The following is a 15,046-nucleotide window of genomic DNA, read 5'->3' as shown; positions in this document are numbered from 1 at the left end:
TATTTTTAGCAAAGCTATGGTTGATAGATTAACAGGAATTTTGAAGTAGATTAGAATTTGATTAGAATTGAAGGGATACGATTGTTCCTTGTGAACCAGAACGGATATGCATGTGAATATGGTGCAGTGTAAAAATCACATTAGCCAGTGATAAACCAATTCCTTTACCATTATATTCTTGCGCATTTTCACCTCTATAAAAATTATCTGTGACACGAATAAGCTCTGCTGGAAGGATACCTATACCTTGATCCACGATTTCAACAAGCAATTTACCTCCTTGCGACTTCAGACGGATTTCAACGGGTTGATTATCGGAATATTTAACCGCATTCAACACAATATTCTGAATAGCAAGCTGTAACAGTTTATCATTTGCCTCCACTTTCAACAGGTCGGTGTCTGCAACCTGAATATCAACATTGATTTGTGCGTGGTGCACCAAAGTCACTTGCTCTATGATTTCCCATAGCACCTCGTCGATACGGATCTTCTTGGTCTCAAAATTAGTCTTTGCCCCAGATAGGATCATCATATGATCAATCGTATCACGCAAATCTTCCGTGTAGCGTTTCAACTGCAAACTGATCAACTCATGCTCAGCAACAGTTCGAGGTTTCTGTTTACTTACCTCCAAAGTTCCTAAAATTGCAGCAAGAGGTGTCCGCAACTCATGAGACACATAATCGATGAAATTCTTTTGAATGGAAAAGGTTTGGCTTAGCTTTTCAACAAAATGATTGTACGTGTCGACCAATTCTTGTACTTCTTGGTAAGATTTATTTAAAACGATGGGTTCATTAAAGTTTTGATTATCTCTTTTCTTAATTTCACTGATCATTTTGAGTATAGGATCATAAGCGATATTTCCTAAAAATTGAGAGAAGATCAATATCAAAATCAATCCAATTAACGAGACTGCTAATAGAATATGGAGCAACAGTTGCATTTGATCGTGAAACTCAGCGGTTGATGCCCGAGTTACGATGACAAAATCGCCTTCATTATCATGGTAGAAAAGTCCATTGTAAAAAAATGAATCGGTCTTGAGCTGTGCGATATTTTGTTTACGAACTAAATCAAAAAAATCGGATGACATAGGTGCCTCGTCTTCCATTAATCCATCGTAGCGTCTGTTGAGCGAATCAACAACTAATATGTTACTTTTAGAAATGTTTTTTTGAAGTTGATTTTTAATTGATTCATGCTCGATAAAGGATACTTCGTCTTTCTCCAGATAAAATAAAGCGGATAATAAGGTTTTATTTTCCAAATTCCGAAACTCCTGGCTTTCCATTTTGGTATAAAAGGAGACATAAATAATCGTCGATGCAATCAAAATGATAACCCCAAAAATAAAGGCAGCATAAACAGAAAGGCGATTCTTTAAATTCATTTCGCTAGTTTAAATAGATACCCTACCCCTTTTACCGTGAAAATATATTTTTGATGCTTTTCGATTTTATTACGCACATAAGAAATATAAACATCTACTACATTCGTTTGGTTGTCAAAATTAATGCCCCAAACTGCATTTAAGATTTGGATTCTGCTAACGGCTTTATTTTGGTTCTCCACCAGATACATCAGCAGTTTGAATTCACGTGGTGATAATTCAATTTCTTGATCGGAATCAAATACTTTGTATTGATCTTTATCAATCTTTAATGCTCCTACTTGGATAAACTGATTTTTTGGAATTTCAAAGCCCTGCTGACTCCGACGTGTGAGTGCCTTGATTCGTGACAACAATTCATCAAAATGAAAGGGTTTCGTTAAATAGTCATCCGCTCCAAGGTCCAATGAATCAACTTTATCTTGCACGGTATTCAATGCACTGAGCATCAAAACGGGAGCATGACACTTCTTATATCGCAATGTACTAACCAATTGTCGCCCATCCATACTGGGAAGCATAATGTCTACAATCAATAGATCCCAAGCGATATTCAAATAGTTAGCAAGCACCTCCTCTGCAGAACGGCACAAAGTAACCAAATAGCCGTTCTCTTCCAATCCTTTAATTAGAAAATCACTGATCCGTTTATCGTCCTCTATCACTAAAATCTGCATCGTAAATTGCTTTAATCACAAAATTAAAAAAATATAGGAGTAAAATGAATAGCTTCAGGAATATCTAATGAAATTCTAATGTATCCGTTTGAAAAATATTTTAAGGGTTTGAAGAAATTTTAAACATTTGTCAGGGTGAGGAAGTTAAATAATTCATTTCTAAATCAGGTCTACAAAATGTCTACAATATCTAGTCGAGTTAGGAAACTCACCCATGTCAAGGAATGCAGTCTCGAGCTTTTGAAGGCACTATTAAAAAATAAAGGGTATCAAGATTTACATCTTGATACCTTTTCCGTACCCAGTGCTGGAGACATACCAGCACATAAAGCATATATACCGTATAAAAAAGCAACTGCAAAAGCTATAATTATTGATGGTGTAAGTTATTCTTTTCAAGCTGAGGGTGGAACAAATCCCACTCCGTCCTCGGTAAAAACGCGGGTAAAATATATAAACATTGATGAATTGATTATAATAAGCGATTTTGATAAGGTGTGTTTCTAAAGACTATCCACAAGATGTCTGGTAATAACAAAACATTTTTACCAGACTCTTCAAGGACGGTTTATGCAGAAGAGTTCATTGAGGACCTATTTGACTCTGTAATTGTTGAAAGTCTTTTTACAATGGAATGCCAGTGACGGTATTGGCCCTTACCGATTAGTAATTGAAGTAATAAATACTAATGACTTTGTGGGTGGTAATTACGGAGCACCAGAACCTCCTGCTTCAGTCCCACCATATTATAAATAAGAGACAAGCAAGACCATTAGCTATGAAGTATGTGTAGATGGAAAGAAATTGAGTTTAGGAAATAGAATTGATGCGGAAAAAATAAACATTTGAATTGTTAATGAGGTTTATAATGTTGATTGTTTTTACATTGACCCGGTTGTACGAATAGTTGATTTTAATGAGATCCAGGAGTCTGAGTTTTCAAATAATCAGCTATCCTTAAAAGCAAGGTTACAACCTGTAAGAGAGTATGTTGATTTCAAAACAATCTATTCCTTACAGATGCAACTTGGGGTAGCGCTGAGACATATTTCCTTCCCTAAAAGTGCATATACTCTAATTGAGAATTGGAATGTAAATCCTAATCACCAGAAGGTAGGTCGTATGGAGCAAAATCTGAATATCCTGACTTTGATACATTTTATGTGATGGATACTGGATATCAACTTGTATCATCTATTTGGATAAATATTAGTTAGGGATTAGGTCAAAAAACTGGTTTATTGTCAACATCTCCAGTCGCTCGTGGCAAAACATTAAAACTGTATCAAAATTTACTAGACGTTGTTACAAGAGTAAACAAAGGGGATGAATTGTTTTATCAGGATGGTGTAAATCTATTTAAAAACAAATATAATCTTGAGCAGGCATTTGTTTATGAACAGGAAATAAAAGGGGAATATGACTGGGAAAAAGATAAAATATTGGTCGTTGATTTCACTAATTATGCGACTCCAAGAACTATAAAAATAGATGTTACAAAGAGGAAAACACTTGAGTCATTAGAATCCTAAGGAGATGTTAATGTCCCAAGTTCCGTGACAGCTATTTTTTTTAGTGTTACCTGTAATTCGGGAAGTGGTGGCTCAAAATATTAAATAGCTGAAATTAAGAAAAAATAGTTAAATTTATGTAAATCAAACCATATGATTATGAAAAAGATCTTATTTTTTATTTTATTAGCCATGTTTCTTTTGGGATGTAGTAAAAAGGATGGTCCTAATCCGATAGATAAAAAGTTATATAATGTAGCTTTCACTGCTAAAAGTTTTAAAGTGACTACTGAACCGATATCTTTGAAAGGTGCTAATAAAAAATCTCAAACAACTCTTGCGGAAAATGAGCATTTTGGCAGACCAACTAGAATTAGATTTGTGATATTCGATTCTAATGAAAATATTATAATAAATTCTAATCGTTCTATTATCCCGTACCTTAATGAAGAGAATGTTGAAAATTTTTGGAACTTTAAATTTCAACTTCCAAAAGGAAATTATAAACTAGGTGTTGTCATGTATTATGATGAAGATGACTATCTGATAAGTATTAAAAACACATTAAATGGCGATCATTCTTTAACTTTAGAGAATACTAGGGATGTTTTTGCAAAGCGATTTTCAGAGTTTATTGTTGAAGGAGATTCAACGTATGCGCCTTTAGAATTAAAACGATTAAATGGTCAATTAATGGTTCAATTGTCAGATGCTGTTAAAGCTGAGGCTGGGTATTTGAGAATAACTTCCCTTCAGTATGCTCTTATTAATCCCTTTATAGATCAACTTTACTTAGGAGAAGAGGAGAATTATATGTACGCGTCTTCTACCTATGACTTAAAAGATAGTGTGGGAAAAACTAATACAATATATACTACCAATTTGTTCCCAAAATCAGTTATAAATGGTTCTAATTTTAATATTAAGCTTTCTCTTTTGGATAAAAATAGAGTTCTTATTGGTTCAAAGGATATTACTGACGTATTAATCAAATCTAACTACAGAACAAGACTAACAGGACCAATATTCGATTTAATCACCTCAATACCACCTGACCCAGAGCCAACGCCTAAAAGTAACAGTGGATTTACAATTAGTATAAACAATATATTTGAAAATGAGATCCTAGATGTAGGATTTGATTAATTACAAATTTGTAAACTTATTATATATGGCTTAAAATAAAAGCAGACCAAAATCAGTCTGCTTTTATTTTAAGCCATATTTTTCAACTTCCCTACATCTTCAAACTCATCATTAATCTTCAGTACCAGATCCAGGTTATCATCGTCATCCAGATGAGCATATTTTAAAGTCGTTTCAATTTTTGCGTGACCTAATATCTTCTGCAGTGTAAGCAAGTTTCCTCCAAATTTCATAAATAAGTGACCGAAAGTATGACGGGCAGCATGGCTGGATATCTGCTTATCGATTTTAGCCAACTTCATTAATTGTTTCAAAGTCCGGTTATATTCTTGTGTTGTCGGCAATTCAAAAAACTTTCCCGAATTGCTCGAGATAAACTTTTTAGCGATCGGTATCAGGGGTATCGTAAGAACCCGGGGCTTACGAGCCTGATTCTTCACCATCATAAATTTCAAGAAATTTTCAGAAACCATCCACGAATATTCGGAATTATACAAATCCGATATTCTAAAGCCTGTAAAGCAGCAAAAAAGAAAAGCCTTCAAAACTTGGTAATCGGCAGCACATAGTGCTTTATCGTCAAGTTGGTTTATTAACCTAATTACTTCTTCCTTTCGTAAATAGACTGATTCTTCTTCTTTGTAGGGATTAGGGAAGTCTAGGCCGTCTTTAGGTACATAAATATTGTGTTGCTCGATAGCCATATCCAAATGCGCTTTAACATCTTTCATGCGAGTCCAGACGGTATTAATGGCGACACCCTTACCTAGCAAAAACTTTTTATACTGGGCCATCCAAGTCTTATCAATTTCTGAAAATGTCGCTAAGGGTCTGAATTCAATCAAAGAATTGATGGTACTGAGAATGTTTTTATAAGTCTGTCGGGCGATTAACCCATTTTTGAATCGATCTTTCCGGACCAATTGCATGAAAGCTACTAATGACTTAGAAGAATCGTAATATAATATCTCACGAATAATCATATCGTTCGTCAATACCCGGTTCTGCAGTCGAAAGCGAATAGCAATCTCGTTGATCTTAGCCTTGACATCACTTATTATCATATGATAATCATTCACATCCAAATCATCCTTGTGCCGGGGCAATAGTATCCCCTTCTCCAGATTAATTTTTTTTGCGGGCCAATCTAAATTTAGAGGATGACGTTTTCGATCTCCTCCAGATCCGAATCCTGAAATATAACATTCAAGATAAAGAGCGGCATTGCCATTTTGTTGAATTCTACTTTTAAAGTAGAATAGTTTTAAAGAAAATTTGAACATCTGTACGGATGGTGTAGAGTTAATCATTTCCGAAAATATCTATGTATACAAAATGTCTACAAATATATCGGCTGTTAGTAAATCCACCCGTGTCAAGGAGTGTGGTCTAGTGCGTTTAAAATCACTTTTCCAAAATAAAGGGTATCAAGATTTGCATCTTGATACCCTTATAGTACCCAGTGCCGGAATCGAACCGGCACGGTTTCCCACTAGTGTTTGAGACTAGCGCGTCTACCAATTCCGCCAACTGGGCATCCCGTTTCAACAAGTATTTCGTTGTTTGGAGTGATGCAAAGGTAGATATTTATTTTACATATGCAAAATAAAAATTCATCCACAGCATAAAACAACTGATAATGAAGGAGATTATTTTATATAAATATTATCCGGCTATAAAATGTAATCTCAATTTCACTATTTATATTTCATAACAGCACCTGTCTTATTATTCGCTAATTTTATATAAACTAAAACACGGTATTATGAGTAAAGTAAAATTGGGAAATACGGACTTAACATTTGAACCTATAGTTTTTGGAGGAAATGTATTTGGTTGGACAATCGATGAGAAACAATCCTTTGCCATATTAGATGGATTTGTAGATCGAGGTTTTAGTTTAATCGATACTGCTAATCAGTATTCGTACTGGGTACCAGGAAATAGCGGTGGTGAATCTGAGCAAATTATTGGTAACTGGTTAAAAAAATCAGGGAAGCGCGACCAGGTTTTAATTGCAACAAAAGTTGGAGGTACAAAGAAAGATACCCCTACCCCCAACACCGCAAAAGACTATATCATTAAAGAAGTTGAGTTTTCACTTAAAAGGTTACAGATTGATACCATTGATTTGTATCAAACACATTTCGATAATGAATCTATTCCTGTAGAAGAAACATTGGAAGCATATCAACAATTAATAAAAGAAGGAAAAGTAAAATGGATAGGCGCCTCTAATTTAAGTCCTACTCGCTTAGAGGAATCATTGGAAAAAAGCAAACTACTTCATCTCCCTAGGTACGAGTCTCTTCAACCCGAATATAACTTATATCACAGACAAAAATATGAACAGCAGTATGAAAAAATAGTCCAAGACAATAATTTAGGAGTCATTACTTATTATTCATTGGCAAGTGGATTTTTAACGGGTAAATACCGCAATTTAGACGATTTGTCGAAATCTGTACGTGGAGGTTCTGTCAAAGAGATGCTAGACGATCGTGGTTTACGTATCTTAAAAGCATTGGATGAAGTTTCTGACCAACACCAGACTTCGGTATCAAGTATAGCGCTTGCTTGGATTATTGCACGTCCTAGTATCACTGCTCCGATTGTAAGCGTTACTAAATTACAGCAGTTGGAAGATTTTACAGCTGCGACACATATTCAATTGACCGTACAAGATATCGAAAAATTAAATGTTGCCAGCACTTTATGATGAGCATGGAATAATGTACCTCAAAAATTTGGTCCACAATTAAGTTGGATGTATTAAAAACACAATTTGAGTTTGGCAATCCGAGTTTAATTAAAGAGAGACCAGATTTTAAAAAAAAATCTGGTCTCTCTCATGCTTACTTTCCTTTATTGGAAAACCAAGAAAGACTTTTAATCCATCTTCTCGTGACTTACAAACCTGCTATTTTCATTTCCGGATGTTCATTTCCATTATGGCAAGTTTTACATGAAATTGCCTTAATCTGTCCTTCCTTATTTGTTCGATGAAAATATTTTTTATTGATCTTAGCCGTCATCTTAATCATATCTCTGGCTATATTTTTATGCTTGTTGCCATCACTTGCAAAATCCAATTCTTTAGGATTCTCTTGCGATGGCGCATGGCAGAACCCACACTTCACTCCCAAAGAGGCATTAAACTCGCGCATAATTACCTTTAACTCATCTGGAGTGGTATTTTTTGGTAATACTTTCAGATTCGTGAATTTTTCCTCTTTTTGCTTCTCCTGATGCGGAATAAAAGCACTCATAGTCATCACCGTCGCAATAACTGCTGTGACTATAGATAGTTTCCTGTATTTAATTGCAAACATCTTCATTTCTTCTTCCTTTTAAGTACTAAATTTAAGGATTGAGGAAATAAGAAACAACGACAATATGAAATTAATATGACAATACAACATATTGTTACAATAAGCCTGTACATACTAGAAGCTACTCAAGTTGAGTAGCTTCTAGTATGTATGCTCATGTGTCGTCTAACCCATGAATAATAATTCACGCAATTTAGGCAATGGCCATTTTTGGTCATCTACAATTTTCTCTAATTTATTAACATGGTAGCGAATATCATCAAAATATGGCTTGACTAGCTCATCATAAGCAATAGATTTTTCACGCATATCCTCAATCTGATTTGCTTTTTTACGTTCTTTACGCATCTCCTCAGCCTTTTCAAGAACGGTATTTACATGTAGTGATATACGTTCTAAGAAATTCAACTGCGAGCTATAAGCTTCTTTTCCTAAACCAAGATCCTTCAAGCCTTGTACATTTTTGATCAACTCATTTTGATAGACCAAACATGCTGGAGCAATTTGATTATTAACGATTTCTTCAATAACACGTGCTTCAATCTGAAGTTTTTTGTAAAAGTTCTCTAACAATATTTCATGACGAGCTTCACTTTCGCGTCTGGTATAGATTCCTAATTTTTCAAATAAAGCTAATGCTTCTTCTTTCACATAAACATCTAAAGCTTTAGGTGTAGATTTGATATTGGATAAGCCTCTTGCTTCCGCTTCTTTCTCCCACTCTTCACTATAGCCATTTCCTTCAAAACGGATTGCTTTAGAATCTTTGATATACTTGCGGATTACATTAAGTATTGCTAAGTCTTTCTTAATACCTTTTTTGATTTGTTTGTCAACCTCTATCTTAAATTCATTCAATTGATTGGCAACAATAACATTTAACACGGTCATTGGCAATGCAGAGTTAGCAGAAGAGCCTACTGCTCTGAACTCAAATTTATTACCTGTGAATGCAAATGGAGAGGTACGGTTACGATCTGTATTATCCAATCTCAACTCGGGAACTTTAGGTATTCCATGCCATAAATTAGCTTCAGATTTCACCTTTTTAGCAACACGAGCCGACTCTACTTCTTCTAAAAGATCATCCAGTTGCGACCCTAAGAATATCGAAATAATTGCCGGAGGAGCTTCATTAGCGCCTAAGCGATGGTCATTACTTGCACTCGCAATAGACGCACGCAAAAGGTCAGCATATTCATGAACCGCTTTAATGGTATTGACAAAGAAAGTCAAGAACATCAGGTTGTTTTTTGGAGTCTTCCCTGGAGACAATAAATTTACACCTGTGTTGGTAATCAAAGACCAGTTATTGTGCTTACCCGAACCATTTACTCCACTATAAGGTTTTTCATGTAATAATATCTTAAAGTGGTGACGCAATGCAACTTGGTCCATTAGGTTTTGCAACAATTGGTTATGATCAATCGCTAAGTTCATTTCTTCGTACATAGGTGCACATTCAAATTGAGAAGGTGCTACCTCATTGTGACGTGTCTTTAATGGAATACCTAATTTTAAAGCCTCATTTTCCAAATCAACCATAAACGCTAAAACACGCTCTGGGATAGCTCCGAAATAATGATCGTCCAACTGTTGTCCTTTTGCAGACATATGGCCAAATAACGTACGTCCTGTCAATTGTAAATCGGGACGTGCATTATATAAAGAAATGTCAACTAAAAAATATTCTTGTTCAATACCTAAAGAGACATTTACTTTCGTAATCTGTTTATCAAAATATTGTGCTACTTCTGTTGAAGCCTTATCAATAGCACTGATTGCTTTTAGCAACGGTGCTTTATAATCCAATGCTTCCCCTGTATACGATACAAAAACAGTAGGAATACATAAAGTCTTGCCTGATCCTGTTTCGTAAAGGAAAGCAGGGGATGAAGTATCCCAAGCAGTGTAACCACGAGCTTCGAATGTATTACGTATACCGCCGTTAGGAAAACTGGACGCATCCGGTTCTTGTTGGACCAATGCATCTGCTGTAAACTTTTCAATTGCATCACCATTATCATCAGGTTCAAAGAATGCATCATGTTTCTCAGCAGTAGAACCTGTCAAAGGTTGAAACCAATGTGTATAATGCGAGGCACCATTTGATAGTGCCCAACTTTTCATTGCCTGCGAAATATGCTCTGCCAGATCACGAGAGATAGCCGAACCTTCTTCTATAGCCTGAGCCAACTCTTTATATGAGTTTTTAGGAAGGTAATCTTTCATCTTCGCAATTGAAAAAACGTTTTTTCCGTAAATTTCGGTTGCTTTTTTAGTTTCTACTTTTAGAGAAGCATTTTGGCGAGATATCGCCGCTTCAACAGATTGAAATCTTAAGTTAGACATTATATGATTGAAATTTTAAGTTTTAAACACCCCGCTATTTGACTTTCCATCAAATTACTTTGTAAAAGTATATTGTTTTCAATAAAAATTGAAATTTTTTTTCATTTTTTATTGAAAAAGTTTAAATAATTAGAATCAACAGCATAAAAAAGAGCTTATTTGTAACAAATAAGCTCTTTTTTATAACTAATCTATGGAAAAACCCCAATCTATTCCTTTTTCTTTTGCTAAAACTCCAGATTTTAACCATTTGGGAGCAGGTGCTCCTTTTAGATAATGGTCGAAAAATTGCTGTTCCCGTATTTGGATATCTTTTCTATTCTGTCTTAATAACAAATTGTGTGCATCGCCATTATAGTTTAACATCCAAACAGGTTTCTGTAGACGACGCAATGCCGTAAACATTTCTATACCTTGATACCATGGCACTGCACCATCATTATCATTGGCCATAATGACCACTGGAGTGGTAACTTTATCTAAATGGAATAAAGGTGAGTTTGCAAGATAAGCCTCTTGCCCCTCCCACAAAGTCTTTCCAATTCTACTTTGCGTATTTTCATATTGGAACTGTCGTGACATACCTGTCTGCCAGCGAATACCTCCATAAGCTGAAGTCATATTCACAACAGGCGCACCTGCCCATGCTGCTGCATACATATCTGTTGCTGTTATCAAGTGCGCCACTTGATATCCACCCCAACTTTGACCTTGGATTCCCAACTTAGCTGCATCTACCCAAGGGTACTCTGTTAATTTTTTCATACCCGAATTGATATACTCCTCAGCAGATTTACCCGGCTCACCAGTTACATAAGATATATCCGGAGCGAAAACAATATAGCCATTACTAACAAAGTATGGAATGTTCAACCGAGATGGCGTAGGTGCTGGTGCTTGATAACTATATAAGCCCTCCGTCAATTTCTCATAGAAATAAGCAATAACCGGATATTTCTTATTAGCATCAAAATCTTCAGGTTTATACAAGATCCCTTCCGCTTGATGTCCCCCTGGGGTTGTCCATTGCATCAACTCGGCCGTGCCCCAATTATAATCTGCCTGTTGCGGATTCAATGCAGTCAGCTGCTCTTCCTTTTTAAACGTATTATTATTGAGGTATAAGTCAGGACTATTGCCATAATCTTCCTTTGTATAGATTACATTTTTCTGATCTCCCGAAGCTTGCAGATTTTTAAAAACATGAGGAGCCATTATAATTACCTTAGGATCTTTTCGCTTTCCTCTTAATTCATAAAACCCATTTTCTTTTGTCGCCTCATTAAATGCCGTCAAAATATTCTGCAAACGATTATCCAGTGTATTTGATTTTCTATAGCTGTTGTGTACATGAAGCAGATTTTTATAACGTAACACTATGCTTGATGCGCGACCATAACCGTTCGTAGCAATATATTTATCAGATCCGTCTAAAGCAAAATACCAAATATCGTACTTGTCATATACATATACCCCCTTATTATCGGATCCCCAAGCTGCCATACCATAGCCACTCGGCTTAGCTGGCATATCGTTATCTTCATCGACAAAGGATACTGGTAACCCTTCATTCAATAAGGTTACTTTTTTCGAAGCGATACGATACGAGTACCAATTGCCATTTTCTTGATTAAAATAAAGAACAAATTGACCATCTGGCGATAACACCGCTTGTCCAGCTAAATTCTCAACCACCATTTGACGAGCCCCTGTTACCGTGGATACCACATAGACATCTTGTTTACTTTGATAGTCCCATTGTGTCGCTATTCTTCTACCAAAGTCGGTCGTCGCCAATACATACTCTTGATCGGCTTCAATAGTTGTTCGCACCGGATTGAATTTTTCATCAACCAAAGGGATCACGCGATTCACTTGTTGTGGGTAATAAACACTTAAATAGCTTTGAGCAAGATCCTTTTTCAAATTCACCAATTGCTGTGGTTGCAAATAATCATCTTGCCAATGCCATACATCTACTTTTGCATGTTCAAAATCCACCAAGGTAGTATCCCTAACACGTGGTATTGGTGCCAATCCTAAAAATAGCTTTTGACCATTTTTACTGAATTTCAAATCTCCGTCACCGCTTACAGCCCAATTAGCAGGCATGCCTGCCGTATTTTTTTGAACCACAAGCTGTGCAGAATCAAGCTGGGAGGTATAATAGTAAAGATTAAAATCCTTTAACAAAGACTTTTCCGCACTCTTATCTGCTAAATAAACCAACTGATTTCCCTGATCATCAAATGTAAAGTTCTTATAAGTTCCCCGACCATTCGTAATCTTCTTAAGGGCTTTATTTGTTAAATCATACAAATAAACACCCGCAATAGTCGAAGTCGAATCTTTTGCTTCTGCTTTTTTAGTAAACACCAATTTGCTACCCAATCTATTGAAGGCATATTGATCCACATGTTGGAAGTTAACCGTATCCCCTGTTACGAAGTCAAAAAGATGTAATGTACTGATTTTGCTTATTTTCTTACTTTTACCAGCTGTGGTATCGGATGGGGTAGTTTTGCTATCCGTCAAAAAACTAAAATGAGCTGATCCTTCTTCTGCCATTTTATATGACTTGACATCCGCAAACTTCAAAAGATGCCCTGTAGCAATGGTATAGATGGCAAGAGAATCCTTCGGCATATCATCTGCTTTCTTCTTCTTGATCTTGGCTTGACGCGTATCGTCAAATTTTGGTTTTATTAAAGAAACAACATGTGTTTCATCATTTGTCATGCTTGCATTATACCCTCTAGGCAGTGACAATAGCGCTTTATTTATATTATCCTTTAAATAAAATACACCATCACCCTCTTGAGGCAAGATCTGATAAGAGATGTATTTTCCACTCGCACTTATTTCACTTGCATTTAAACTTTGCCAACCATCATAAACAGTGTGGTTAAGCGGTTGTTTTTGAGCAAACAACACCGTTCCCTGCAATGCAAATAATCCTATAAAAATGATCCTTTTATTCATTATTTATCAATATATCAACAATCTGATTCAAAAAAAATGCAAATTATCCATTTATATCCAAAAAAGGATTGTTTTTTGGTATCATGATTGCTACATTGTAGACTGTATTATACATTTAGATAACCTTTTTATAAAATAATCATGAAATATAATCCAATCATAATAGCCCTAATTGCTGGTTTAGTTATTATTATTTCTACAAGTCTTTTTAGTAATGCATATCGGTATAAATTTAAATCATCGCAAACGATTACTGTTAATGGAAATGCTAAAAAAGATTTTGAATCTGATTTAGTGAAGTGGAATGCGACCTACAGTCGTAAGAATTTCGATTTAAAAGGCGCCTCCGACCAGTTAGCTGAAGATCGTGAACTGGTTCGTAAGTTTTTAATTTCACAAGGTTTGAAATCGGAAGAAATTAGATTTGAAGCCGTGAATATCAACAAAGATTTTGAATACCATACCGATGAAAAAGGAAGTAGCTACAATACATTTTCAGGTTATACACTGTCACAAAGTGTAGGAGTAGAATCTCGAGACCTCAATAAAGTGGACGATGCATCTCGCGAAATCTCCACATTGATATCTCAAGGATTAGAATTAAGCTCGAGTACACCAAATTACTATTACTCCAAATTAGAAGATTTAAAGCTGGAGCTCATTTCACAAGCTTCTAAAAATGCACACCAAAGAGCAGAAAACATTGCTAATGAATCAAGCTCCTCTTTGGGCCCACTGGTCAAAGCTGATTTAGGAGTTTTCCAGATTACTGGTCAAAATGATAATGAGGAATATTCTTATGGCGGCGCTTTTAATACCACTTCTAGAAAAAAAACAGCGAACATTACTGTAAAAGCGAGCTTTTTACCTAAATAATCTAAACAAATGATTGATTAAAGCTATAAAAAATAGAAACTAGAGCTTCATAATTCAACAAAAAACAAAATGCAACAGCTTATTTACCAAACCAATAACACTATTTCTAACATCAGAACCAATTTTTTAGGACAAAAAAATAGATTGTTGACTAAACCTATCGCTTGAATATCGCTCTAATCATATATACATGATAAAAACAAAATATATGAAAAAGTTGATGTTACAAACAGGAATGATCGTTGCTACTTTATTATTCTCCATATCTGCCATGGCACAAACTTTACTTAAACAAGATGTAAATGTATTTCCAGCGCCAGAAAAAGGCATGGTAAAATATGTCATTGAAGTTCCTCATGCTGGAATAGCAGCTGACAACAACAAGAAAATTGAATTCTTTGCAGGTAAATATATGGAAACAGATGCCTGTAATACGTATTTCCTTTCTGGGGAATTTGAAGAGAAAAATTTAGAAGGTTGGGGCTATAATTATTATGTTTTCAAAACAAATGGAAATGTTGGAATGACCCAAATGCTATGTGAAGGTGAAAAGAAGAACACATTTGTACAAGCTAAATCTATTGTATCGGACTACAATGGCAGAATGCCTATTGTAATTTATGCTCCAGAGGGCTATGAAGTAAAATTTAAAATCTATAAAGCCGAACCAGAAACTTATCAAGCTGCGCAGGTTACAGTAAAAAAGGCTAAATAACGCGACGCTATATAAACTAAAAATCGCTCTTCAATTAAATTTGTAGAGCGATTTTTTTT

General features: G+C 35.4%; 12 protein-coding genes and 1 tRNA gene. 6 read left to right on the top strand and 7 right to left on the bottom strand.

The window, feature by feature from the left end:
- Positions 1 to 61: 61 nt before the first annotated feature.
- On the bottom strand, positions 62 to 1,396 hold the full coding sequence (locus tag KO02_RS06450) for a sensor histidine kinase (RefSeq protein WP_038696842.1): 1,335 nt from the start codon (positions 1,394 to 1,396) through the stop codon (positions 62 to 64).
- Positions 1,393 to 2,073, bottom strand: coding sequence for a response regulator transcription factor (locus KO02_RS06445; RefSeq protein ID WP_038696839.1), 681 nt, complete (start codon positions 2,071 to 2,073; stop codon positions 1,393 to 1,395). Before KO02_RS06445 ends, KO02_RS06450 begins: the two co-directional genes overlap by 4 nt.
- A 177-nt stretch (positions 2,074 to 2,250) precedes the next feature.
- Here KO02_RS06445 and KO02_RS06440 point away from each other — a divergent pair, with 177 nt between their 5' ends.
- The 3 genes from KO02_RS06440 (at position 2,251) to KO02_RS06430 (ending at position 4,730) form a co-directional block, all read left to right on the top strand.
- Complete coding sequence (locus KO02_RS06440; protein ID WP_144243268.1) at positions 2,251 to 2,580, top strand: hypothetical protein; 330 nt, start codon at positions 2,251 to 2,253, stop codon at positions 2,578 to 2,580.
- Between the two features lie 734 nt (positions 2,581 to 3,314).
- Positions 3,315 to 3,605, top strand: coding sequence for a hypothetical protein (locus KO02_RS06435; RefSeq protein ID WP_038696835.1), 291 nt, complete (start codon positions 3,315 to 3,317; stop codon positions 3,603 to 3,605).
- A gap of 138 nt (positions 3,606 to 3,743) precedes the next feature.
- Positions 3,744 to 4,730 carry a hypothetical protein gene (locus KO02_RS06430; protein WP_038696833.1) on the top strand — a complete coding sequence of 329 codons (987 nt, stop codon included), beginning with the start codon at positions 3,744 to 3,746 and terminating at the stop codon, positions 4,728 to 4,730.
- A 68-nt stretch (positions 4,731 to 4,798) separates the two neighbouring features.
- Here KO02_RS06430 and KO02_RS06425 read toward each other — a convergent pair whose 3' ends face one another.
- Both KO02_RS06425 and KO02_RS06420 read right to left on the bottom strand, forming a co-directional pair.
- Complete coding sequence (locus KO02_RS06425) at positions 4,799 to 6,040, bottom strand: site-specific integrase (protein ID WP_038696831.1); 1,242 nt, start codon at positions 6,038 to 6,040, stop codon at positions 4,799 to 4,801.
- 146 nt (positions 6,041 to 6,186) lie between these two features.
- Positions 6,187 to 6,266 (bottom strand) — tRNA-Leu (locus tag KO02_RS06420).
- 229 nt (positions 6,267 to 6,495) lie between these two features.
- Here KO02_RS06420 and KO02_RS06415 point away from each other — a divergent pair.
- On the top strand, positions 6,496 to 7,449 hold the full coding sequence (locus tag KO02_RS06415) for an aldo/keto reductase (protein ID WP_038696829.1): 954 nt from the start codon (positions 6,496 to 6,498) through the stop codon (positions 7,447 to 7,449).
- Positions 7,450 to 7,639: 190 nt separating this feature from the next.
- On the opposite strand, the gene KO02_RS06410 is transcribed toward KO02_RS06415, so the two are convergent.
- The 3 genes from KO02_RS06410 to KO02_RS06400 form a co-directional block, all read right to left on the bottom strand.
- Positions 7,640 to 8,068, bottom strand: a complete 429-nt coding sequence (locus tag KO02_RS06410) for a c-type cytochrome (RefSeq protein WP_235212358.1) — start codon at positions 8,066 to 8,068, stop codon at positions 7,640 to 7,642.
- Between the two features lie 159 nt (positions 8,069 to 8,227).
- Positions 8,228 to 10,414 (bottom strand): glutamine synthetase III, encoded by a 2,187-nt coding sequence (locus KO02_RS06405; protein ID WP_038696827.1) that lies wholly within the window; start codon positions 10,412 to 10,414, stop codon positions 8,228 to 8,230.
- Between the two features lie 186 nt (positions 10,415 to 10,600).
- Positions 10,601 to 13,396 carry a prolyl oligopeptidase family serine peptidase gene (locus KO02_RS06400; protein WP_038696825.1) on the bottom strand — a complete coding sequence of 932 codons (2,796 nt, stop codon included), beginning with the start codon at positions 13,394 to 13,396 and terminating at the stop codon, positions 10,601 to 10,603.
- A gap of 141 nt (positions 13,397 to 13,537) precedes the next feature.
- Between KO02_RS06400 and KO02_RS06395 the strand changes: the two genes are divergently transcribed.
- Together KO02_RS06395 and KO02_RS06390 are read left to right on the top strand one after the other, a co-directional pair.
- Positions 13,538 to 14,272 (top strand): SIMPL domain-containing protein, encoded by a 735-nt coding sequence (locus KO02_RS06395; RefSeq protein ID WP_038696823.1) that lies wholly within the window; start codon positions 13,538 to 13,540, stop codon positions 14,270 to 14,272.
- Positions 14,273 to 14,480: 208 nt separating this feature from the next.
- Positions 14,481 to 14,987 carry an ecotin family protein gene (locus tag KO02_RS06390; RefSeq protein WP_038702224.1) on the top strand — a complete coding sequence of 169 codons (507 nt, stop codon included), beginning with the start codon at positions 14,481 to 14,483 and terminating at the stop codon, positions 14,985 to 14,987.
- The last annotated feature ends 59 nt before the right edge of the window (positions 14,988 to 15,046 follow it).

The sequence above is a fragment of the Sphingobacterium sp. ML3W genome (genome assembly GCF_000747525.1).
Taxonomy (GTDB): domain Bacteria; phylum Bacteroidota; class Bacteroidia; order Sphingobacteriales; family Sphingobacteriaceae; genus Sphingobacterium.
The sequence above is the reverse complement of the archived record's forward strand: the minus strand, read 5'-3'. Positions and strand labels throughout refer to the sequence as shown.